Origin of the sequence: Falsihalocynthiibacter sp. S25ZX9, assembly GCF_041205405.1 — a bacterium.
Classification (GTDB): Bacteria; Pseudomonadota; Alphaproteobacteria; order Rhodobacterales; family Rhodobacteraceae; genus Falsihalocynthiibacter; species Falsihalocynthiibacter arcticus.
The window spans coordinates 1-21,712 of the sequence record NZ_JBGFCD010000023.1 but is presented as its reverse complement, the minus strand read 5'-3'; the positions used below and the strand labels follow the sequence as shown (position 1 = coordinate 21,712).

Genomic DNA, 21,712 nt, shown 5'->3' with positions numbered 1-21,712 from the left:
CTTAATCTTCACGGTCTAGGTTGCGGCATCAGCCGTTGCATCTTGTCATCCAAAACACCGATCACCTTCTCAAAACCTGAACGGGTCAATGCATCACCATGCCAACCATTGACCGCATACACTGCAACATCACGGGCCAAGATTTCAGACCAACCCAGCACCCCATCTCGTGGAACCATCCCTTGCGAACGCGTCACAAAGAGCACAGCCTCCCCTTTGTAGGGATCAAAGTCATAACCGCGAGTCTGGCCAACGAGGCAATCAACCGTGGCATCCACAAGCCCAGCTTCCTCGCTCTTGCTCGGCACCAGCCCGACTTTGCCAAGGAGGCTGGCAGCAAAGGCATTCTGACTGAAAACATCGCGCCAAGTAATTTCGCCACTCATCCGCAAACCAAAGTAATAGCGCAAGCGCCGCATCCTGATCCGCCACCCATCACGGGCGCGGGCCATATTCGAGAATGCTTTGATCGCACCGGGTGCCCAAGTGTCTATCATTCCAACCACTTCGACTTTTTTGTCAATCTGGTTCAGCGCTTGTGCCAGACCCAACGCAACGCGCCCGTCCACGCAAAGACCACACAGCACCAACGGCCTATTCCCATAGCGTTCCGACACCAAGCCAGCGGCATCAACCATTGCGCCGTCAAATCCAATTTTGCCTAACTCCTCCAGCGCATTGTTATGAGGGACTCCAATGTTGGCGACGGTGCTCCCACTGGTCATCTGTTGGGCAAGGGTATGGTACATAAAGGGTTGGTTCACAGTCAAAAGCACTGGGCCCTCCACGTCGCCTTGGCGCAATTCAATCAACTCCCAGATGGCACTCGAAGTCGAGTTTTGCGTCGGCATTTTTTCCACTTGAAGGTCGTCTATTGACGCCTCGGGTTCCTCCAATTGGCCCGCCAGCCCTTCCAACGTTGGGTCACTCAAGAAGGCGTATAGGCTGGGACGTTGATTAAATTCCTCACCAACCCGCGCCAACATTCGTAACGCCAGCACGGAATGCCCGCCAAGATCAAAGAAGCTTCCCGTAATCTTGTCAGGTGGCATGGCCAGAATATCCGCCCAAATCTCACGTAGCCTATGGGTTCCATCAAAGGGTTTTGACGGTGCGGTCGCCAACTGGATCGACTTTCCTTCTGGCTCATCAACCGACAAGTCACGCGCGACCAAGGGGATATCTTCGATTAATGCGTCAGGCTGCGCCACGATCCGCGCAAAGACATCAAGCAGGAGGTCCGAAAACACTCGCATCGTGTCCGCATCAAACAGATTGGCGTTATAGTCAATCACCATGCGCCATCCGATATTGCGGCCAACAATGTTTACGTTCAGATCATACAAGGTCGCGGGTGAATGGGATTGCACAGACACAAGTTCCAGATCGCCGTACATGCGCTCATTCAAAAACGCCTTTTGAAGATTGAACATAATTGAAACCAAGGGGATGCGCAGTGGGTCGCGCGGCGGATTGAGCACTTGCACCAATTTATCGAACGGCAAGGTCTGATGCGCCAGCGCGCCATTCACAATATCACGGGAGGCTTCGGCGTGATCCGTGAGACTACATTTTGTATCCACCTTGTATCGCAGCACAATCGGGTTTGTAAAAATCCCTATGAGCGGTTCAAGATCAACATCAGTCCGCCCCGCAACCTGAACAGCAAAGCTGATGTCGCGCTTTTCCGAAAACCGCGACAATGCAATGCTGAACGCCGCCGTTCCCAATGCAAAAATCGAAGTACCAAGCCGTTTGGCCGCCACACTCATCTGTGTGTCGAAATCAGCGGGAAGTTCACTGGCACAAGAAGCTGAATGGGCGTGGCTTGGACTGCGCGGCCTGTTGGTAAGCAACTCGAAATAGGGCATTTCGCGCAGGGTTTCAGTCCAATATATCTGTTCGGCCTCCATCGCGCCGCTTTTTTCATAATCCTGCGACCATTGCGCATAGTCGCCGTATTGCAACTCAAGATCAGGCAAATTGGGCTCTAATCCCTTCGATAATGCCTCAAGTGTGAGCCCCAATTCGTGTCCCAGAACCCCAATTGAAAAGCCATCAAAAATGGCATTATGCACCGCGATCAGCAATTCAGCCTTTTGCGTATTTGTGCGAACCATCACCACCCGCAACAAACAGGGCTCCTCCATATCGAAGGGTTGCTCGGCATGTTCGACCGCGATTGCATTTATCCGCGCAATACGATCAGCTTCATCAAGGGCGCGCACATCAACGTCATCAAGCTTAAAATCAACGTGATCTACCACCTGCTGCACAGGCTCGCCGTCTTGTTCAGCAAAGCATGTACGCAAAATTTCATGGCGAGCGATAATCCTATTGAACGCCGTGGCGACCATCTCGCTCGAAACCGGGCCGCGCAATTCCCACCGAACAGCCAGATTCAAGCCACGATTGCCAGGATGCATCTGTTCCATGAACCAACAACGTTTCTGCCCGATTGATGTGGGAAACGTCCCTATAACGTCATTTCGCTGTAAAGCTTTCATGTCAAATATCCTTCGGGGCACCAATCAGATATAAGAGCAAAAACCCGTTCCGAACGGTAATCAATAACTTAGGTCAGCGCGACAAATTGGGCGTTTACGTAATGGTAGTCTGTCTTGAGTGTCGCCTTGGGCATAGAGCGAGTCAAACAAAACATACCGAAAGCTTATTGTGATTTCCGCAAATTGTAGAACCACAAGCTGTTACACTGGTTTGAGCGAACTTACGCCGAAGTTAAGTATGTCATGTAAATTGTTGATATAAGTTATTTTAAATAGAAAGTGATCAATCTTACCCGCTCTTTTGACTTTTTTTTCGAGGCGTAGGAATAATTGTTATAGTGTTGTTAAGAGGTATTAGAGGCGAGATGATTCTATAGAATGCTAATTTCTTTGCACAATCGCGCACTCGTTGTGGTAACTCACCTGATATCAGTGCTTGCGTTGACTGCATTCTTTGCGGTGACAAATGCTATGGCGGCATCATCGGATGCGTATATCATCAGTGTTGGAGACGAGCTGGAATTCGATGTCCTTGATGACAACGATCCGCCCCAGCGGTTTATTGTAGGCAGGGACGGGTCTGTGCAATTCCCGCTTATCGGGGGGGTTACAGTAGGTTCAATGACTTTGGGGAATGCACGCCTCTTCATTCACAAAGCTTATGTTGATAAACAGATTTTCGTAAATCCCCAGATAGAACTATCCATCGCAAATTTCCGTCCGATTTCTGTGCTCGGTGATGTTAAAAATCCGGGAAATTTTGACTATCAGCCACAAATGACTGCCGAACAGGCCGTGGGGATGGCTGGTGGTCCGTCTATCTCTGCAAACAATGAAGAGGCGCGCGTGCTTGAACGCCGTTCGTTAGAGGGCGCGTTAGACAGTCTGAAGTTCGAGATGGCGCTATTGGCTGCTCAATATGCCCGTGCACAAGCGCAGTTAAACGGAGATAACAGTGTTGTCTGGGCTGATGTGCCACCAAAAATCCGCAGCGCAATCAGTCGAGAGATTTTTGATGAACATCGCATAGAGGAAGACAGAATTATTGCGCTTGAAAGTCACGACATCGAGACACGCCGCAAGCTGTTGACCGACTCTGTTGCCGAGGCATTGACCCGCATTTCACTGCTCACCGAGCGTAAAGCGGTCTCACAGTCGATTGTTGACCAGACCAATGAAGAAGCGAAACGCGTTGTGAATTTGGCAGAGCGTGGACTGGTGCCGAGCAGTCAGGTTTCCGGAAAACAGTTAGAAGTGTCCCAAGCAGAAAGTCAGGTTTTGCAGATGCGGGAACAGATTTCTGCGGCAAAGGTTCAACTCGCGGACCTTCAGGGGCAATTGTCGCGGTTTGACACCAACACCGAAGAGCAATTGCTCTCGCAAAAACAAGTCAGCCTGAGTGAAATCAACAAAGCCATGTCACGACGTGCATCGCTTGAGGATAGGATGCGGCTGATTCAGCAATGGATGAACGCGGCTTCTGGTATGGAAACGGAGCTGTTGCTAGAGTTTCAGGTGCGGCGCCGGATCGGTGGGCACACTGATAATATTATTGTTGAACCTTTTGACGAACTGTTACCGGGTGATCTTTTGGTGATACTTGTGAAGACACCCGAAGCGCTGAGTGAAAAGCTATGACTGTTCAAAAAACGCCCACTGCAGGCAACTCGCGAAAATCAAGCACCACGCCAAGGAATGCTGCGGCTCGGTTGCAAGAGCCGGCACCCTACAATAACCGCAATGAGATGGATTTTCAGCAGAGTGCGCATTATAACGATGGGGACGGAACGCGATCGCACCTGCTCCCGCCTATCGATTTTGGCTATCTTTTTTCCATCTTGCGCAGCAATATCGGATTTGTGGTCACTGTAACCGCACAATGCATGATTGCCATGCTTATCTATTTACAGTTTGTCTCTCCGACTTACACCGCATATGCACAACTTATGCTGGACACCAGAAAAGAACGCATTACGCCAGCCGAAGGCGTGGTCTCAAATCTGGATCTTACCCAGTCAGTCTTGGCTGGCGAAGTCATTTCGATGCGGACAAACGTGCTGCTAGGTCAGGTCGTCGACAACCTCGATCTTTTGAACACGCCAGAGTTTGATCCCCGACTGCCCGGCAATGAAACTCTCGTTGCAAGTGTGAAACGAATGGTGCGCGGGTCTGGTGAAAAACCACATGAATTCGCGCAACGCATGCCACCTGAGACGCTACGTTCTTGGATCATCGGCGATCTGCGGCGCGATTTGGTCGTGTCGCAACTTGGCGTATCCTATGTCATTGGGATCAGTTACACGAACGCCAACCCTGTGCGGGCAGCAGAGATCGCAAATGCTGTTGCTGAACAATACATCCAAAGTCAGCTTTCCGCCAAAACAGAAGCCGCCATACGTGCCAATGTCTGGTTGGCAAAGCAACTAGAAGAGTTAAGCGTGCAAGTCGAGGCGGCGGATCAAGCCGTGGTGGATTTCAGGGCTGAGATGATTGAAGTGGCCAACGGCAATGCGGACAGCATCAATCAACTTCTTGCCGAGTTGAACACACGTTTAGTCAGCAGCTCGACCGACCGCGCGGATGCCGAAGTGAGGCTCGGTCAGGTTCAAGCTCTCATGACAGAAGGCGGCCTGAGCAGGGTCGCGGATGTTGTGACATCCCCCCTTCTTGACACGTTGCAACGCCAGTACGCGGAATTGGCGGCGTCGCAGGCGCAGTTGGCCAGCACATTGGGCCCACGGCATCCTGAGATGATCCGCATCAGCGCCCAAATTAGCGATATCAATCGCAGCATCGACGGGGAATTGCGTCGCAGATTAGAAGCAATGCGCAGTGAGGTCACGGTCACCCAGAACCGAGAAGAAGCGCTGCAAACTCAGATCGATGCGGTCTCTGTGCGCGCTGTTTCACATGCAATGTCTTCAGTCCGGTTGCGCCAACTTGAACGCGCCGCAGACGCCACGAGACTGGTCTATGAAAACTTCCTGTCGCGTTTCAAAGAAACAACAGCACAGGCAGATTTTCAAACGCCCGAGGCCCGGATCATCGGTGAAGCGACAGTACCCGCAGTCCCATCTGCGCCGCGCAAGACGTTATTGCTTTTGGCCTCAATCGTTGTGGGGATGGCAGGGTCAATCGCCTACGTATTCATTCGCAACCTTGTGCGTGCGCCCATTCGCACACCCGAGGAGCTTATGGCAATTTCAAACCTGCCCAACCTCGCAACTCTGCCTCATATTAGAAATACTTTTAGAAATTATGCATGGCTGCGCAAAGAGTTGTCGGCTGGCGGAAGTTCTAATTATATGGAGCATGTTCGCGGTATCCGAACCGCCCTTTTCGATATTTCCCGATCCAAAAAACCAAAGATTATCTTGGTTACCTCCTCGGCTCCCAACGAAGGGAAAACATCGCTTTGTTGCGCGCTTGGGCGCATACTTAACAATTCGGGAAAAAATGTATTATTAATAGACGCCGACTTGCGCAGACCCGATCTGCGCAGCGTTTTGCAGCTGAAACAAGAGGCCCAATGCCTCAGTAAGTACCTGAATGGGGAAGCTGTAGAAAAAAACTTGGTGATACATTCTGACATCATCAATGCAGACGTCATTTCTCCGGTACAACCATCGCATGACGCGGCAGAACTCCTTCTATCGCCGCGGCTTGGTACGTTGTTGTCTTTCATGTCGAAAAAGTATGACCATATCATCATTAACGCTCCACCCGTAATGCATCTCGCAGACGCACTTGTTTTGGCGCATCGAGCGGATGCCACGTTGTTTACGGTAAGGTGTAACAAGACGCGGACGAAAACAGTGCGAAATGCTATCCGACGTCTCAAAGACGGCGACGCTAACATTGTTGGAACCGTGCTGACCATGGTGCGCCGGTCAGACTTAGCGGCCCGCGAGGCCGACCTGTATTCCAATACCTATTAGAGAGATCAAGCGATGAAAGTTGCCATCATCCATTATTGGCTCGTTGGAATGCGCGGCGGCGAAAGGGTTCTCGAAGAGTTTATCCGCCTCTACCCTGACGCTGACATCTTTACCCACGTGGCAGACGTGGAGGCATTGTCGCCTTTGTTGGCAGGCCAACGCATTTTCCAAACATCAGTGTCCCGCTTGCCTGGCGCGCGCAAACATTACCAAAAGTATCTCGGCTTTATGCCCCGCGCGCTCGAGGAGTTGGACCTAAGCGCCTACGATTTGGTCATCTCTTCGGAAAGCGGCCCCGCCAAGGGCGTCATCGCCCCGCCCCACGCGCCACATATCTGCTACGTCCACTCTCCAATGCGCTACATTTGGGATCATTATCCGTCCTACAGCAGCCGTCTCGGGCGTTTGAGTCGGGCTTACTTTTCCCGCCTCGCCCATCGATTGCGCATCTGGGACGTGACGACCGCCGCACGGGTAGACTGTTTCGTTGCCAATTCCAATTTCGTCGCGCGTCGCATCCGCGCCTATTACAACCGCGACGCCTGTGTCGTGCATCCCCCCGTTGATCTTGAAGCCTACAGACTGCCCAAAGCTGACTCCCCGCGCGAAACCTACCTTTTTGTATCCCAGCTGGTGCCATACAAGCGCGCGGATCTTGTAATCGAAGCATTTCGCGGACAAAACAGACGGCTGATTGTGGTCGGCGACGGCAGCCAACGCTCCGAACTAGAGCGCGACCTGCCACCGAATGTCACCTTGCTGGGGCGGGTTGAAAATGATGACTTACCCCACCTTTATCAAACGGCTAAGGCTCTCATTTTCCCAGCAGAAGAAGATTTTGGCATTGTTCCAGTCGAGGCAATGGCCTGTGGCACACCAGTTCTTGCCTATGGACGAGGTGGCGCGCGCGACAGTGTCGTTGAAGGCAAAACAGGACTGTTCTTTGACCGGCAAGATACGTCCGCAATCAATGATGTTCTGGACAGTTTCGAAGCCGTTGAGAGCACCTTTGATCCCGTCCAAATCCATGCCCACGCCAGCGGTTTTGGTGCCGAGCGGTTCCGCCGAGAGTTTTCCGCTGTCGTTGAACAGGTGCTTGCGGATCATTCATCCAAAACATAAACCGTCACGGAGGAAGGCCGTGCGGCATCGCTGTGAATGGTGATATTTGCCGAAATACCTTGGGTCTCATCCCAGTTCGCCCCGCCCGTATTCAGGTTTCGCTCCAAACGCGGAAAGCTGCTGCCAGCAACATGCAAGCGCAGCCGGTGCCCCGCTCGCAGCAAATAAGCGATATCGCGCATTTCGATTGTCACGCCATAGGTCTGCCCCGGCTCCATCAATTCGGGGTGTTCCACACCTGCGCGGTATCGCATCCGCAACGCACCTTCCTGTAACAGGAGCGACCGTCCCTGTGGGTCCACGTCGGTCAAGCGAAGCACAAGGTCGGTATCAAGGACATCCGCCGAAACCTGCAATGTGGCCCGAATGGGACCCGCCAACAGCAACAGATTCTTAAAGGGCGCGGAAGTGAACAACAGCAGGTCGTCCCGCCCCTCAATCGAGTTTTGGAAAACGGGTCCTTCGAGCGCATCGGGGTCCCCCGTGCAACACAACGCCCCACCCACGGAAGGAACGGGGTTCATTGGATCAGATCTAAACTGCCATGCTTGGGTTTCTTCCGTAGGATGCTGCGAGTCCAAGACCTGCCCCTCCGACAGATAAAACGACACTTCCTCCGCGCCTTTAGGCGGCCAATCCGATGCGCCGCGCCACTTATTTTCGACCAATGAAAAATAACTCAATTCTGGCAACTCCAGCGCCGGACCATCCGCTAAATGTTGCGACAGGAATGAGATGATGGTCTCCACAAATCCAAATGGAACCTCTAACTCCACCGCCAAATCTCCAACAAGCGTGTCCTGATCACTCCCCAGATAGCCGCAATGGGTTCCTGCGGCGATTATGGTGCGTGTTTCGACGGCCTTCTGAGCAACCGCCTGTGCCAATTGCAACGTCGAGCGAATGCCAGGATCATGCCACGTATCAATAAACAAGGCGGGGGTAGCAAAGGGCTCCGCTCCAGTTACATATCCGGCATTTCGCCAAAAATCTGAGTTTTCAAAAGACATTAAAAATGCCTCATAGTCTGTTGAATCAGAACGCATTTGGCGGACCACATCAATTAATGGTAGATGCGGCAACGCACGTGCTGGGTCCGTGGGGATTGCGCCTGAACGCGCAGGCGTTTTGCCCCCCTGCTCCCCAAACCATCCAGCCCCAGTTGCCAGTCCAAAGACGCCCCCTTCAAACGTACTAAAATAGGAATGACTGCCATCAAGACTGCCAATCGCTCCGCCAGCCGCAATCGGCACCATTGCCCGATGCGCGGGATGGGCCTGCGCCGCCAACATCAATTGCGCCTCGCCCAATGCAGAACAGCCCAGCGTACCAACTCGGCCATTCGACCAAGGCTGCGCTGTAATCCAATCCAATGTGGCCACTCCGTCCGAACCCGCGTGCGGATAGGGCGCAAACACGCCCTCGGACCCATGTCGCCCACGCATATCTTGTGCAACAACAACAAATCCACGGCGCGTCAGTTTATCGACCCAAAACCGAACTTCACCATAACTACGCTTACCATAAGGCAAACGCATCAGAACCGTGGGTAACGCGCCCTGTGCGGACGGAAGGTAAACATCCGTCGCAAGCCGAACCCCGTCAGCCATCGGGATCATCACATCCGCCTGATTCGGTTTCCCCGCCTGAACTCTCCACGCAACATAGTTTTTTGCCGCGCTTGTCATATCGCGCCAAGGTGTGAACAATGCCGCAAGAACAAACATACAAAGAAGTGCCGCCACAATGAACCAAACCCGACGCATCATCTGTTTCCCTTTGCGAAACAATAATTCTCAACTTGAGAGTATTGTTTCGATCGGCCTGAGGGAAAATTCGCGTGCAGGTTGAAATTTGGCTTTGGTCTTTGCAAGCGAATAATTCGACACTGGAACGCTATCACGGACTGCTTTCGGCGGATGAACGCGCCCGCGCCGACCGCTTTGTTAAACCGCGGGACGCCGCGAGTTTCACGGCGGGGCGCGCCCGCTTGCGCGAAATACTGGGAGCGGAAATTGGCCGTGATCCCGCCAGTCTGGTGTTTAAATATGGGCCACAGGGCAAGCCATCCTTGGTTGACGGCCCAGCTTTCAACCTGAGTCATTCGGGTGGGCTGGCCGCACTTGCGATTGCCGGTACTGACATACTCGGGATCGATATCGAGAAAATTCGACCCGTTGAAACAGGCGTGGCGGAACGCTTTTTTTCCTCGCAAGAGAGCCGCGACCTTGCCACTCTGCCGCCATCGCAATGGCTGGAAGGTTTTTATCGCTGCTGGACCCGCAAAGAGGCTGTGATCAAGGCCGTGGGACAGGGGTTGTCGATGCCACTCGATAGTTTTGACGTGACGCTGCTTCCAGATACCCCCGCCAAGCTTTCTCGTATTACAGGCGGGGATGCGCGCGACTGGCAACTTGCGCATTTCATTCCCACAGCAGGATTCAAGGGGGCGCTTGCCGTGCGCACGAACGGAACGTCCCTCAAACTCAATTGGCGTGAACGACTTTAAGCACCACTCTGTCGTCAGATTATCCCACATATTCAAGATAATACCCGAGACTCTTACTGGGTCCTAAACCTGGATGGGTGCCAATTATTCGCGCCAACGACGGTATCTCCCAACAGTCCCGAATGGCATATCCCATCGTCGCCAACTCCCCTTCAAATTCCGCCCGATTTCGAATTTGATATGGCAATCGCGCGGGCCCAATGCGTTCCAGAGTCACCACAGTTGGCCCCTCCCGCGTCGCGACCTTATTCAGGAGGATGGTTTTAGGCTGCATAGGTAAGCTGCTCACCAACTTTGCAAATGGCTGGTCAAGATATTGCAACAAGCCAGATGCCAGCAAAACATCAGCCCCCGCCCCCGCAGCAACCTCATCAATAAATTTGACCTCTGCAGGAACGTCTCCTTGCTGCTGGGCTGCACGAGCGGCGCGAATGATAGCGGGCAAGTCATGCACATTCCATGTGACGTCGCTCAAAGAAAGCAGATCGCGAAAGGCGATGTATTTGGTCCCAAAATGCCCGCCAATGTCCAAGACATGACTGTTAGGGCCAAGAACACGGCCAAGCCAGAAAACGACGGGATAGTCCCAGATATGCACCTTGGACATCAGCGCGAAATTGAGCGGCGCGACATCGTCGTTGTCGTAGGTGTTGGGGTTGCCACTCGGGGCATGGGCCTTGGCTGTCTCGAAATCCGGATAGGCACCAATAAAAGCGGGTGGGCGAATACCTGTTGCCATCAAGCGCCCCCAGCCCGTTGCAATCGGCACCCCGATATTATCATCCAAAACGAAAAGCGACGCCTTGATGAACCCTCTGATGTGCATAATAAATATTTCCAATAGTGACTTCGAGAATAGGGGAAGTATCGGCTACCAAACGCGATTCACAAAACGGTTTTCACATTGATTGCGCGAATATGTTGGCAAATGTTGCCGATCCTGTAAGATATGATGACGCAACGGAAAAAAACCTATGGTGCTCTATCCGACGGCAATAGTCTTTTTACTAATTTGGCTGGTGCTGACCATTCGCGATCCTGACAACGGGCTGGTGATGGCTATTGCAGTCATCCCCTTTGGTATGTTCGCGGCTCTTCGCTTAGGCGGCCTGTCAATCATTCTTGCAAACTTGCTCGCCGTCTTCACAATTGGTGTCCTGATCATCCGATATGTAGGCATCCGACATCGCCTAAGCCCATTGCGACTGCCAATGTCATCGGTTTATTTATGGCTCTTTGCAATATATGCGTTATTTTCAGCCCTAATTCTCGTACGGTTCTTCGCGGGAAAATTCCTCGTTTTTCCGCTGAGTGTGACGTTTAAAGGGTCTCTCACAAGTGCCTTTTATCCCTCGACAATGGTGTCCCTACAACCAAGTAATTCCAATATCTCGCAATCCTTCTACATCCTTCTAACTGCAATGTTTTTTATGACGGCAGTGCTCGTGATGCGGCGGCGTGGACTTCATTTTGGCGAAAAAGGATTAGCATGGGCTGCAGGTCTCAACGTGCTTCTTGGTGCGATGGATTTGGCTCAACTGGACTCAATTCTGGCGTTTATCAGGACGGCAGATTATTCGCTGAACAATCACCACATGGTTGCTGGCATGGCGCGGGTCATCGGCGGCTATTCAGAGGCCGCCGCATTCGGCGCTGTTTCGGCCGCATTCTTCTCCTATTTCGCAATGTCATTTCTGATCGGCAATCGGGCACGCGACGCGGGTCTCGCACTTGGAAATCTCATCTGTGCTCTTCTTGCCTTTTCTAGTACGGGTATCCTGTCGCTCGCGGCTGCGGGAATTTTGATCCTCTTACACGCACCTGTGTTCATAAAGTCAGGTATGTCACGGCAGTTCGCGCAATCATTGGTCATTGCGGCAGCGGCAGCCGTCATCTCGATTTGCCTCCTCCTTGTACTAACTTCCGCAGAGACATTTGCAACCAAAATTCTTAACTCACTGTTGTTCTCCAAAGGCACATCTATGTCAGGTCTTGAAAGGGCGGCATGGGCCTCAGGTGGCTTCGATGCATTCTACAAAACATGGGGACTAGGGGCTGGGGCTGGATCCTTGAGGGCCAATGGGTTTTTTGCCGTTCTATTGGGGAACGTTGGCTTGCCCGGCACCCTAGCTTTTACAATGTTTTTGCTGCATGGCATCGGCGCTCCTATACAGGCTTGCGAACGAAGCATAGCTCGACCTTTCTATGCGGGTCGTGTGGCGGCTTTGACCCTATTGGCATCCATGCTGGTTTCGGCCACGGGACCAAACCCAACGTTATTGTTGGTTTCCTTCGTCTGTGTCGCCGTCGTCGCGCGGGAATTTGCAGCTCATCGAAACGCAATTGCAGTGACACAACAATACCGCACAGCGTGACATACCTACCTGTTGTAAATGTTGATTTTTGTCGCGCAACCTAGAGTAGAAAAATCCAACTTCCACAAAAATTTCTAACCATAATTGACCTTCTGGACTATTCTTGGATGGCTAACTCGAATCGAAATTATTGAGAGTATCTTTTTTCAAATCAACCAAAGCGGCTGCCATGAAAACTCACACAAACACTCCTAGGGTTAGTCAGCGGGCTAACCATTCTGCACACAACTTGAATCAAAGTCTCGTGTATTCGAAAGGCTGGATTCAAGAGTTTTTGTCGACACTGTTTGATAAGTGTTTTGCCGTTTTTGCGCTATTGTTTTTTATGCCCTTCTTTGTGCTCATCAGTGTGGTTGTTTTACTAACCGAAGGAGGGCCCGTTTTTTTTGCGCATCAACGCATTGGCAAAAACGGAAAATCCTTCAAATGTTTTAAATTTCGCACAATGGCGATTGATGCCAGTGAACAACTCGCAAGTCTCCTTGCGCAAGATCCAATTGCCAAAGCGCAATGGGACGCCACGCAAAAACTTGATGACGATCCTCGTGTGACCTGCCTTGGGGAATTTTTTCGAAAAACCAGCCTCGACGAATTACCACAATTCTGGAACGTGTTGAAAGGCGAAATGGCCATTGTCGGTCCTCGCCCGATCGTGGAGGATGAAATGGCGCGCTACGGAAAAAACATTGACGCCTATCTCTCGGTGAAGCCTGGCATCACCGGTTTTTGGCAAGTCAACGGGCGCAGTGACACAAGCTATGAGGAACGGGTAAAAATGGATGTCGAATACGTGCAAACAAAAACGTTTCCCAAAGACATCGGGATTATTCTAAAGACAGTAAAAGTCGTCCTATCGCGTTCGGGTGCCGTCTAAGCGGGTATCAGCGTGATTTATCCAATAAAAAACGAGGCCACACTACCCCAGAACACTGCACATCCACCAACGACAATCAGTCTAAAAACTGATTTGGGGGTGGCTGAGATGGCGCGTTTACACGGCTCACTATTTCTGTCTAAACCTGTTCGTAACATTGCTCGAAGTGCTTTCTATGAAGACCTTGCCTTCACGTTTATCAGACGAAAGCGCGCGAATCAAAGGTAAACGGTTGCCCATGCAAAATTGGGTGCACAATACTCAGAAAGGTTGGAAAATGCGCTTGATCGTTGCTATCCCTACAACAGGTCGGCCTGATGTGGTTGTGCCTACGATTCAGGATATTGCGCGTCAGACTCTACTACCCGATTTGGTTCTGGTGACAATCGCACGGCCAAACGACATAGACGCCGAAGCGGTCGCAAATCTCCCCTTTCCAGTTCAAATCATCGTCAGCCCTTTGGGTTTAACCCTGCAACGAAATGCCGCTCTCGACCTCCTTGTACCTGAGGATGTCGTGCTTTTTCTCGATGATGATTTTGTAATGGTTGCAGACTATCTCTTAAACTTAAAAGAACTTTTTACTTTGAGGCCAGAAGTCGTGATGGCGACAGGCACAGTGCTCGCCGACGGCATACATGGCCCTGGCTTGAGTCACGACGATGGTCGCCGAATTATGTCTGATTCACCAACAAATATCGACGCGGCACCACATCAGATTTATAATTGTTATGGTTGCAACATGGCCGTGCGTGCCGCCCCCGTAATCCAATACTCGATACGCTTTGATGATCGGATGAAACTCTACGCTTGGCTTGAAGATGTCGATTTCTCTCGGCTGATGGCAGCCCATGGTCAGATTGTAAAATCGCCCGCTCTTAGGGGGGTGCACCTCGGCACCAAAACCGGTCGTACTAGTGGATTGCGCATCGGATACGTTCAGGTTGCTAATCCGCTCTATTTGGTGCGCAAGGGTACGATGAGTCGCACGCGCGCCATGAACATCATGCTCCGAAATATCGCCAGTAACCTCGTCAAATCCCTGCGCCCAGAAGCGGAGATTGACAGACGCGGCAGGCTTTGGGGAAATATAAGCGCATTGGGAGATCTGGTGCGTGGACGGATAGCGCCTGAAGGCGTGTTAAAATTCAAGTGAGCGAATTTGTCCCAGATAGAGTCGTCGTGATAAGTGACTTTTCGAAAGTGCTGGGTGGCGCGTCCAAACTCGCGGTGTTGCAAGCGGACCTTTTGCAGGCGCGCGGTATCCCCGTCACGTTCTTTTGCGGAGATGATGGCGAGACACTGGCGCAAGGGATTACTTCAGTTGCATTGGATGGGCACCGCCTCCTTGAGTCCAAAAAGCTTTCGGCAGCCTTAAATGGCTTGTGGAATACGAACGCGAAAGTCGCCCTTTCCCAGTGGATCAATAAAAACGATACACCCCGCACAATTTATCATGTTCACGGCTACCACCAGACTTTGTCGCCCTCCGTTCTCGCCTCCCTTCGTGCCGTTAGGGACCGCGTCGTCATGCATGCCCATGACTATTTTTTGGCTTGTCCAAACGGCGCTTTCTTTGACTACCCTGCGGGAACAACTTGTGCGCGGCGCCCCATGTCGCGTGCCTGTGTTACCCACAATTGTGACAAACGAAGCTATGCACAAAAGCTTTGGAGGACTTCCCGCCAAGCTCTCCAGAACAAGGCGCGCAGGGCGCTTTGTCCAGAGGTGACGACAATTATGATCCATGAAGGGATGAGGGACTACCTGTTCCGCGATGGCGCAGATGGGCCAATCACCGTGGTGCCAAATCCAGCAGAACCTTTGCTAGAAAGCCCCGTAAAGGCCGATCGGAACCGCGATATCATTTATGTCGGAGACATCCACAGCTATAAGGGGGTCGAGTTGCTTGCCCGCGCCGGAAGACAGGCAGGTGTTCAAATTCGCTTTGTCGGCGCAGGTCACGACTTAGCGACCCTCAAAAAATCCTACCCAGAACACAAATTTGACGGCTGGCAGGATCGCGATGGGCTACGTCGTGTATTAACAGGGGCACGCTTATTGGTATCCCCCACCCTTGGCCCAGAACCGTTTGGATTGGCTCCGGCCGAGGCGCTTTTATCAGGTATCCCTGTGCTGCTATCCGACAGCATGTTGTTATGCCCAGAAATCGTTAAGTTAGATATGGGGCGTGGCTTTGCAGCAGGAGATTGTAACTCGCTGGCTGTAATGCTTGGACTGTTGAAGGGCGATGACCCGCTCGTCGGGCGGTTATCTCTAAACGCATGTAACAGGGCTGACTGTTTATCACTGAAATTAGAGGATTGGGGGGATGCTTTGCTTGCGGTGTATGCAGGCATGCAAACTCGGGGTACTGTTAGAATTCAGCCCACTAAATGAATGTTAGCTTTTTCGTTTGCAAGTCGCGCGCGAGATTGCCTATCGCTTTCATACATGAATGACACGACGGACAATGGGACCTGACAGGTTCAACAACGACAGGGAAAACTTTGTGGCACCGCAATTGAATTTTGATCATCTGGGCCTAGTTTGTGCCGAGCTCGCACTCGGGAGGTCTTTCCTGTCGCGCACCATCAGTGTGAGGGACTGGACACAAGCGGTTACCGATCCTATCCAAAAGGTACATGTCCAATTCGGTCGCGACAGTGGCGGTATGGTTTACGAATTAATCGCGCCGACCGCAGATGACTCACCTATTGCAGCCTCGTTGCGGGCAGGTCAAAATATTCTAAATCACATGGCGTATCGAACCCGAGACATAAACGCCGCTGCCGCGCATTTGCTGGATGGCGACTGTATCGCGGTCTCGATGCCCAACCCGGCAGTCGCTTTCAACGGTGCCCTAATCCAGTTTTTCTACTCCCCGCTCAACTTCATTATCGAACTGATAGAACAGGATCGGTCTGGCCATAATTTCACACCTCTCGCCGGGGACCAATGAAGTGGACTGGTTGGTGGCAAGCCATTCAAAAGTATTGAAGACTTCGTAAAAGTTCGCAATACTAATCTGATCGCACTCACGATCCTAGACGGTGGGCGCAGGACAGTCTGGCACACCGCCTATATTGATAACGCTTCTACGGCGGTTTCGCGCGCCGTGTTTCTTGGCCGCGATAAATTTGTAGAATTGGGCTTTTATTTCATGTCTTTGTTTTCGCCGTTGTTTATTGGTTTCTCAGTTCTCTTTGTCCTGCTGTTTCGTTTGTATTCGGGATACGCTTGGCGGGCGTCTGTGATGCTCGCTGCAAACATATTGTTCGTGTCGGGTTTCTTTACTTCCCTGGCGGGGGCAATGCCGCTCATCGGCTTTTTGCTGTTGGGCTACCTAGCTATACTTTCTGTGCAAGCGCTGCCGCACCGCGCATTGAGCTGGACGTGGGTGGTAGTTTTTGTTGGGCTTTTCGCGTGGCTTCAGGGGTATAGCCTGATCTCTTTTGTGCCCAGTCTGCCGACAGCGATATCGACAATAGGCCTATCTTACGTGCTATTTCGGATACTGCATATGATCTTCGATGCACGCGAAGAAACCCTGCCCGATCGTGTCAACTTCGTCGACTACCTCAACTACACCACAAATTTTCTTGCTTTCGTTTCAGGTCCGATAGACCGCTTTCAAACCTTCAAGGCGAATTTTATGACGCCGTTACCTGCGGATACGTTGTCCGTCCGAGCGGCTCTTGGACGGGTGACCGTTGGCTATGGCAAGGTCCTCATCCTGTCGGCCAGCGCGCTTTACATCTTTGACAATATCGCACCCCAACTTCTGGGGCCCGAGGGGGTGGCGGGGTCAAAATTGATCGTCTTTTATTGCATCGCGGCGGCCAGTTATACGTTTTATCTCTATATGAACTTTGGCGGCTACATGGATATCGTCATCGGGATAGGGCGGCTTGCGGGACTGGCATTGCCTGAGAATTTCAACAAACCTTTTGCCTCCCGTGGGATGATTGAATTCTGGAGCAGGTGGCATATGACTTTGTCAAACTGGTTCAAACAATATGCCTTTATTCCGATTTTGCAGACCCTCATGATGCGGTGGCCGTCGGCAGGTGCTGCACCGATTATCGGCATCTTTACGTACTTCGTGGTTTTCATGGTGTTGGGAATTTGGCACGGCTCGACGCCCATCTTCGTGGTTTACGGTTTTGCGCTGGGTCTTGGTGTTAGCCTAAACAAGATGTGGCAAGTCCTGCTAACGGCCCAATTAGGGCACAAGCGGTTTCGGGAACTGTCGGCCAATCGGCTCTATACTTATGCTGCGCGTGGCCTGACAATCGGGTATTTCACCATCGCCCTTACCGCCTTTTGGTTCGACCTCAACGAGGTTGGGGCGTTAACTGAACGCATCCATCTGACCGGATGGGTTTTGGCGCTTGGCCTTCTAAGTGTCGGTTGGGCAATCATTGCCGTGGGCCTCGATCTGCTTACAAAACGGGTGCCGTGGCCGCTGACTTGGCACACAGCGCCAGCCGGACTGGCATTTGGCACCATGGCAGGCATCCTTTATACCTGTTTGACCGCCCAGACGATCCTCAACAAGGGCGCGGGGTTTGTATATGCAGCTTTCTGATTTGAGAACCGTGCTGCGGCAAATGCTGCTGCTGCTGGTAAGCTTCTTCGCGCTCAGTTGTGTCCTGCTCGGCGTGTCGCTTTTGGTGTTGCCGCCACCCGATCGCAACGCGCCGATTGACACATTCAGAGCGGGCAGCACGGTCTACACCACACCACCACGCCTGATCTACTATGGCCGCAAGGGGCTGCGGGCCGATGGAGAAAAAGTCATCCTTTTGGGCTCCAGTAATACGCAAGTTGGCTTTGACCGGCAGACACTGGCCGACAGAATTGACGGACTCGCGGTGCACAACCTAGGCATCGGGGACGCAAACATCACTGAAATCGCGCAGGTTTCCGATTTGGCCACGGCTTCCATCGGTCAAGACAATCTGGAAGGCCAAGTTTTTGTCATTGGCATTTGGTATGCAACCTTCATCGACAATGCCAACCGCTGGTCCTCTGGCGACGCGCAAGTTTTCGAGACTGATATTGACCAAGAACGATTTCGTTACGGCTTTCAACGGATGGGCGCTAATGGGCTGGAGGGTTGGATCTCGGACCGCGACGCCGATTATGCCGCGATTGCTGTCCACCCACTTATTGCGTTGGAAAAGGCCATACGGATTGTCACCGCAGACCTGCGCAGCATGATTTTTGTGCGCCCGCCTCGGATAGACACAGAAACGCGAAACACAATGATTTATAGCGACACGCAGAAGTCCGAAGCGCTGGAATATCGTCGGCGTTATATGAAATCGGACCAATTATCGGATGAGCAATACGCAGTTCTTGATGCCCTCGTGCGCGACTTAACGGATCAAGGGGCGCAGGTGATCGTAGCAGACCTTCCGATCCCAGCGTGGCATGCACAGGGCCTGCCCTTCAATTCCGACCACAAAGTTCGGATCGCACAAACACGTGCGGATCTGGCGGGTGTGAAAGGGTTCACATACCTCGACCTGCGTAACCTTGATGATCCGGACAGTTTTTATGACGATGCTCATGTGCGCCCGCGCGACCAAGGCCCGTGGGTTGATGAACTGGCGAAGCTTATCCAGACCATCACACGAACCCGCAACACGTTAGCTAGCAATTAAAGGGACAACACCATGGACAGCACACAAGTCTTCGAAACCCTCTATGAGATTTTCAACGACTTCTTTGATCTTGAGCGGTCCGAATTCGGACCCGAACTGACGGCGGACCAAGTGGATGGCTGGGACAGCCTAAACCACATTCGGCTGATGCTGAATATCCAGCAAAAGTGCGGCGTTAAGTTCTCGTCCGGCGAGATCAGCGATCTTAAAAACGTGGGGCAACTCACCGAGTTGATTGTTGCAAAAACCTGAGGGAGGCCGCCTGATGAGTAACGATCTTTATCTCGGATTGGGCTGGCTTCCAAAGCCGCCACCGGACCTAAACAGTGCCATTAAAGCGGTACAGGACGCAGGATCAAAGACGGGCGAGACTCTGCGCCAATTGGCACAATTCGGGCTTAACGAGTTACAGCTTAGCAAGTTAGCACGCGCGCTGGAGAAAGCCCGCAGCAACGGCGTTGACTTACAGCCTCTGATCCCTCTCAAGGTTGCCGTACTCAGCAATACAACCACAGAATTCCTTTGTCCCGCGCTCGTGGCCACGGGACTGCGCCACGGTTTTGCCATCGACCTTTACGCCGCGCCCTACGGGCTAGTCGTGCAAGAGGTTCTTGATCCAGCCTCCAAAACTTACGCCGTCGACCCTGACGTGATCGTCCTTGCGTTGGACCATCGCGGTGTAAATCTCGCAGCAACACCGGGCGACGAGCCCACGGCTGAGGCCTGCCTTAACGCCGCGCTTCAACAGATCGAGACCTTGAAGTCCGCCATCTCACAGAATTCCCGCGCAGTTGCGATGTTTCAGACAGTCGCCCGCCCCGCCGAGCCAGATTTGGGTTCACTCGATCTTGCGGTCTCGGGGACGTGGCGTCAGTTGACGCATGACTTCAATCGCGCGCTGGCTGAAATGCTCATTGGAACGCCGCATCTATTACTAGATACGGCGGGTCTGGCAGAGACAGTTGGCCTCGCGACATGGCACGATCCTGGACTCTGGCATATGGCGCGAGTCCCACATTCCAATTTGGTGCTGCCACTCTATGCTGACCATATTCTGCGGGTGATCGGGGCGTGGCGCGGCAAGAGCCGACGCTGTCTGGTGCTGGACCTCGACAACACACTCTGGGGCGGAGTGATCGGCGACGATGGTCTGGATGGGATTCGGCTTGCCGAGGGCGACGCCGTTGGAGAAGCCCACAGAGATGTTCAAGAACGTGCGCTACAGCTTCGCCAACAGGGTGTGGTGCTTGCCGTATCGTCCAAAAACGATGACAATGTCGCGCGCGCAGCCTTTCGCGATCACTCTGAAATGGTTCTGCAAGAAGATCACATCGCCGTCTTTCAAGCGAATTGGCGGGACAAAGCAACCAATATCCAAGCGATCAGTGATGAACTTGCTCTGGGGCTGGAGTCGCTGGCGTTTCTTGATGACAACCCTGCCGAGCGCGGCCTGATCCGCGAAGCGCTGCCACGCGTTGCCGTGCCCGAATTGCCGGACGACCCTGCCCTGTTCGTCAGAACCCTCATGGCCAGCGGCTTTTTCGAGGCGACGACGTTCTCCGACGAGGATCGCCGCCGCGCAGAGGACTACCAAAGCAACTCAAAGCGGGTGGCGCTTCAGGCCTCAGTTACCGATATCGGCGACTACCTACGCTCGCTCGAAATGGAGTTCGCCCTGCGCCCCTTCGATGCGCAGGGCCGCTCGCGCATTGCGCAACTGATCAACAAATCTAACCAATTCAACCTCACGACCCGCCGCTACTCCGAAGCCGATGTGGCAGCAATGGAGGGCGATTCCGACCTCGTGACGCTTCAGGTTCGCCTCAAGGACAGGTTCGCGGACAATGGTATGATCAGTGTTGTCATTTGCAGAACGGATGGGGGCGCTTGGGATATCGACACTTGGCTCATGAGTTGCCGAGTTCTTGGACGACGCGTTGAACGTGCCTTGCTGCAATTCTTGAAAACTGCGGCGCAGGCGGCGGGCATTACAACCCTTCGGGGGCGCTATATCCCTTCCACACGCAATAGCATGGTGTCCGAGCACTATGCACAACTTGGCTTTGATCTCGTCGAGACGCAAACGGACGGCACCACTTTGTGGTCAATCGAGATTGCGGACATCCCCGATCAACAAGTCATTGGTACGCTTCTCACCACAGAGGGGGTCGCGGGAATTCGGACCAGTAGTTAAGGGGGATCAAATTTTGAAAGAGATGATCCAAAATGACGAAACGAAAGAACCATCCGCCCGATTTCAAGGCCAAGGTTGCGTTTGAAGCCATCTGTGAAGAAATGACGATGGCGGAGTTGTCAAAGAAATATGGTGTGCATCTATTACCGGCAGGTTTTTGCATGCAAACACCGAGAAGCTACGCTAATTGGGACTTGGAAGCGAGCCGCTATTAAGAATATGGCTGCGGGGTTTTCCAAACCAAGCCGCTATCCTGCGCAGGTTGACGATGCTACGATAGACAAACACCAGCAAGAAACATCCGCAGCATAAGGTTTACCCATATCTGCTGAGGAAATTGACAATTGATCGGTCAAATCAGGTCTGGTGTGTCGACATTACTTACATCCCTATGGAGCTATTGGACCTGTCGCGCTTTAGTGCCGCCCCAAGTGCTCGTTTAAGCCACTTTCCGTTCGAAAGCGACGGGACTTTTCCATCCCAGTGCTGAATGGCGCCGTCGCGGATTGTAGAACCCATTG

At 52.5% G+C, this 21,712-nt stretch carries 17 protein-coding genes; 14 read left to right on the top strand and 3 right to left on the bottom strand.

The features are described from left to right. Window positions 1-8 precede the first annotated feature (8 nt). Window positions 9-2,507: a condensation domain-containing protein gene (locus AB9F29_RS19385; RefSeq protein WP_369756892.1), complete on the bottom strand. Its 2,499-nt coding sequence runs from the start codon at window positions 2,505-2,507 to the stop codon at window positions 9-11. A gap of 378 nt (window positions 2,508-2,885) precedes the next feature. On the opposite strand from AB9F29_RS19385, the gene AB9F29_RS19380 reads away from it, so the two are divergent. Genes AB9F29_RS19380 through AB9F29_RS19370 form a run of 3 tightly spaced genes read left to right on the top strand, consistent with a single transcriptional unit; the run spans window position 2,886 to window position 7,567 of the window. Further along, window positions 2,886-4,145, top strand: a complete 1,260-nt coding sequence (locus AB9F29_RS19380; RefSeq protein WP_369756891.1) for a polysaccharide biosynthesis/export family protein — start codon at window positions 2,886-2,888, stop codon at window positions 4,143-4,145. Next, complete coding sequence (locus AB9F29_RS19375) at window positions 4,142-6,445, top strand: GumC family protein (RefSeq protein ID WP_369756890.1); 2,304 nt, start codon at window positions 4,142-4,144, stop codon at window positions 6,443-6,445. The genes AB9F29_RS19380 and AB9F29_RS19375 overlap by 4 nt, the downstream gene beginning before the upstream one ends. A 12-nt stretch (window positions 6,446-6,457) precedes the next feature. Continuing rightward, window positions 6,458-7,567, top strand: a complete 1,110-nt coding sequence (locus AB9F29_RS19370; protein WP_369756889.1) for a glycosyltransferase — start codon at window positions 6,458-6,460, stop codon at window positions 7,565-7,567. On the opposite strand, the gene AB9F29_RS19365 is transcribed toward AB9F29_RS19370, so the two are convergent. Continuing rightward, on the bottom strand, window positions 7,549-9,336 hold the full coding sequence (locus tag AB9F29_RS19365; RefSeq protein ID WP_369756888.1) for a CocE/NonD family hydrolase: 1,788 nt from the start codon (window positions 9,334-9,336) through the stop codon (window positions 7,549-7,551). The genes AB9F29_RS19370 and AB9F29_RS19365 overlap by 19 nt on opposite strands. Window positions 9,337-9,407: 71 nt before the next feature. Here AB9F29_RS19365 and AB9F29_RS19360 point away from each other — a divergent pair, with 71 nt between their 5' ends. After that, window positions 9,408-10,076 carry a 4'-phosphopantetheinyl transferase superfamily protein gene (locus AB9F29_RS19360; RefSeq protein ID WP_369756887.1) on the top strand — a complete coding sequence of 223 codons (669 nt, stop codon included), beginning with the start codon at window positions 9,408-9,410 and terminating at the stop codon, window positions 10,074-10,076. Between the two features lie 19 nt (window positions 10,077-10,095). Here the strand turns inward: AB9F29_RS19360 and AB9F29_RS19355 are convergent, their stop codons facing one another. Further along, the gene (locus AB9F29_RS19355) at window positions 10,096-10,917 is read right to left on the bottom strand and encodes a methyltransferase, TIGR04325 family (protein WP_369756886.1); all 822 of its coding nucleotides are present in this window, start codon (window positions 10,915-10,917) and stop codon (window positions 10,096-10,098) included. Window positions 10,918-11,050: 133 nt separating this feature from the next. On the opposite strand from AB9F29_RS19355, the gene AB9F29_RS19350 reads away from it, so the two are divergent. From AB9F29_RS19350 to AB9F29_RS19305, 10 genes are all read left to right on the top strand, one after another. Further along, window positions 11,051-12,451, top strand: a complete 1,401-nt coding sequence (locus tag AB9F29_RS19350) for a hypothetical protein (RefSeq protein ID WP_369756885.1) — start codon at window positions 11,051-11,053, stop codon at window positions 12,449-12,451. Window positions 12,452-12,725: 274 nt separating this feature from the next. Continuing rightward, window positions 12,726-13,325: a sugar transferase gene (locus tag AB9F29_RS19345; protein WP_369756884.1), complete on the top strand. Its 600-nt coding sequence runs from the start codon at window positions 12,726-12,728 to the stop codon at window positions 13,323-13,325. Between the two features lie 277 nt (window positions 13,326-13,602). Then, entirely contained in the window at window positions 13,603-14,481 is an 879-nt protein-coding gene (locus AB9F29_RS19340; RefSeq protein WP_369756883.1) for a glycosyltransferase family 2 protein, read from the top strand. 26 nt (window positions 14,482-14,507) lie between these two features. Continuing rightward, window positions 14,508-15,725: a glycosyltransferase family 4 protein gene (locus AB9F29_RS19335; protein WP_369756882.1), complete on the top strand. Its 1,218-nt coding sequence runs from the start codon at window positions 14,508-14,510 to the stop codon at window positions 15,723-15,725. A gap of 112 nt (window positions 15,726-15,837) precedes the next feature. Beyond that, window positions 15,838-16,287, top strand: coding sequence for a VOC family protein (locus AB9F29_RS19330; protein ID WP_369756881.1), 450 nt, complete (start codon window positions 15,838-15,840; stop codon window positions 16,285-16,287). Window positions 16,288-16,488: 201 nt separating this feature from the next. Beyond that, a complete protein-coding gene (locus AB9F29_RS19325; RefSeq protein ID WP_369756880.1) occupies window positions 16,489-17,916 on the top strand; it encodes an MBOAT family O-acyltransferase in 1,428 nt (475 codons plus the stop codon). Continuing rightward, window positions 17,903-18,997, top strand: coding sequence for a hypothetical protein (locus AB9F29_RS19320; protein ID WP_369756879.1), 1,095 nt, complete (start codon window positions 17,903-17,905; stop codon window positions 18,995-18,997). Before AB9F29_RS19325 ends, AB9F29_RS19320 begins: the two co-directional genes overlap by 14 nt. 12 nt (window positions 18,998-19,009) lie before the next feature. Next, window positions 19,010-19,249 (top strand): acyl carrier protein, encoded by a 240-nt coding sequence (locus AB9F29_RS19315; protein WP_369756878.1) that lies wholly within the window; start codon window positions 19,010-19,012, stop codon window positions 19,247-19,249. A gap of 13 nt (window positions 19,250-19,262) precedes the next feature. Beyond that, complete coding sequence (locus AB9F29_RS19310) at window positions 19,263-21,191, top strand: HAD-IIIC family phosphatase (RefSeq protein WP_369756877.1); 1,929 nt, start codon at window positions 19,263-19,265, stop codon at window positions 21,189-21,191. 32 nt (window positions 21,192-21,223) lie between these two features. Next, on the top strand, window positions 21,224-21,406 hold the full coding sequence (locus AB9F29_RS19305; protein WP_369756875.1) for a hypothetical protein: 183 nt from the start codon (window positions 21,224-21,226) through the stop codon (window positions 21,404-21,406). The last annotated feature ends 306 nt before the right edge of the window (window positions 21,407-21,712 follow it).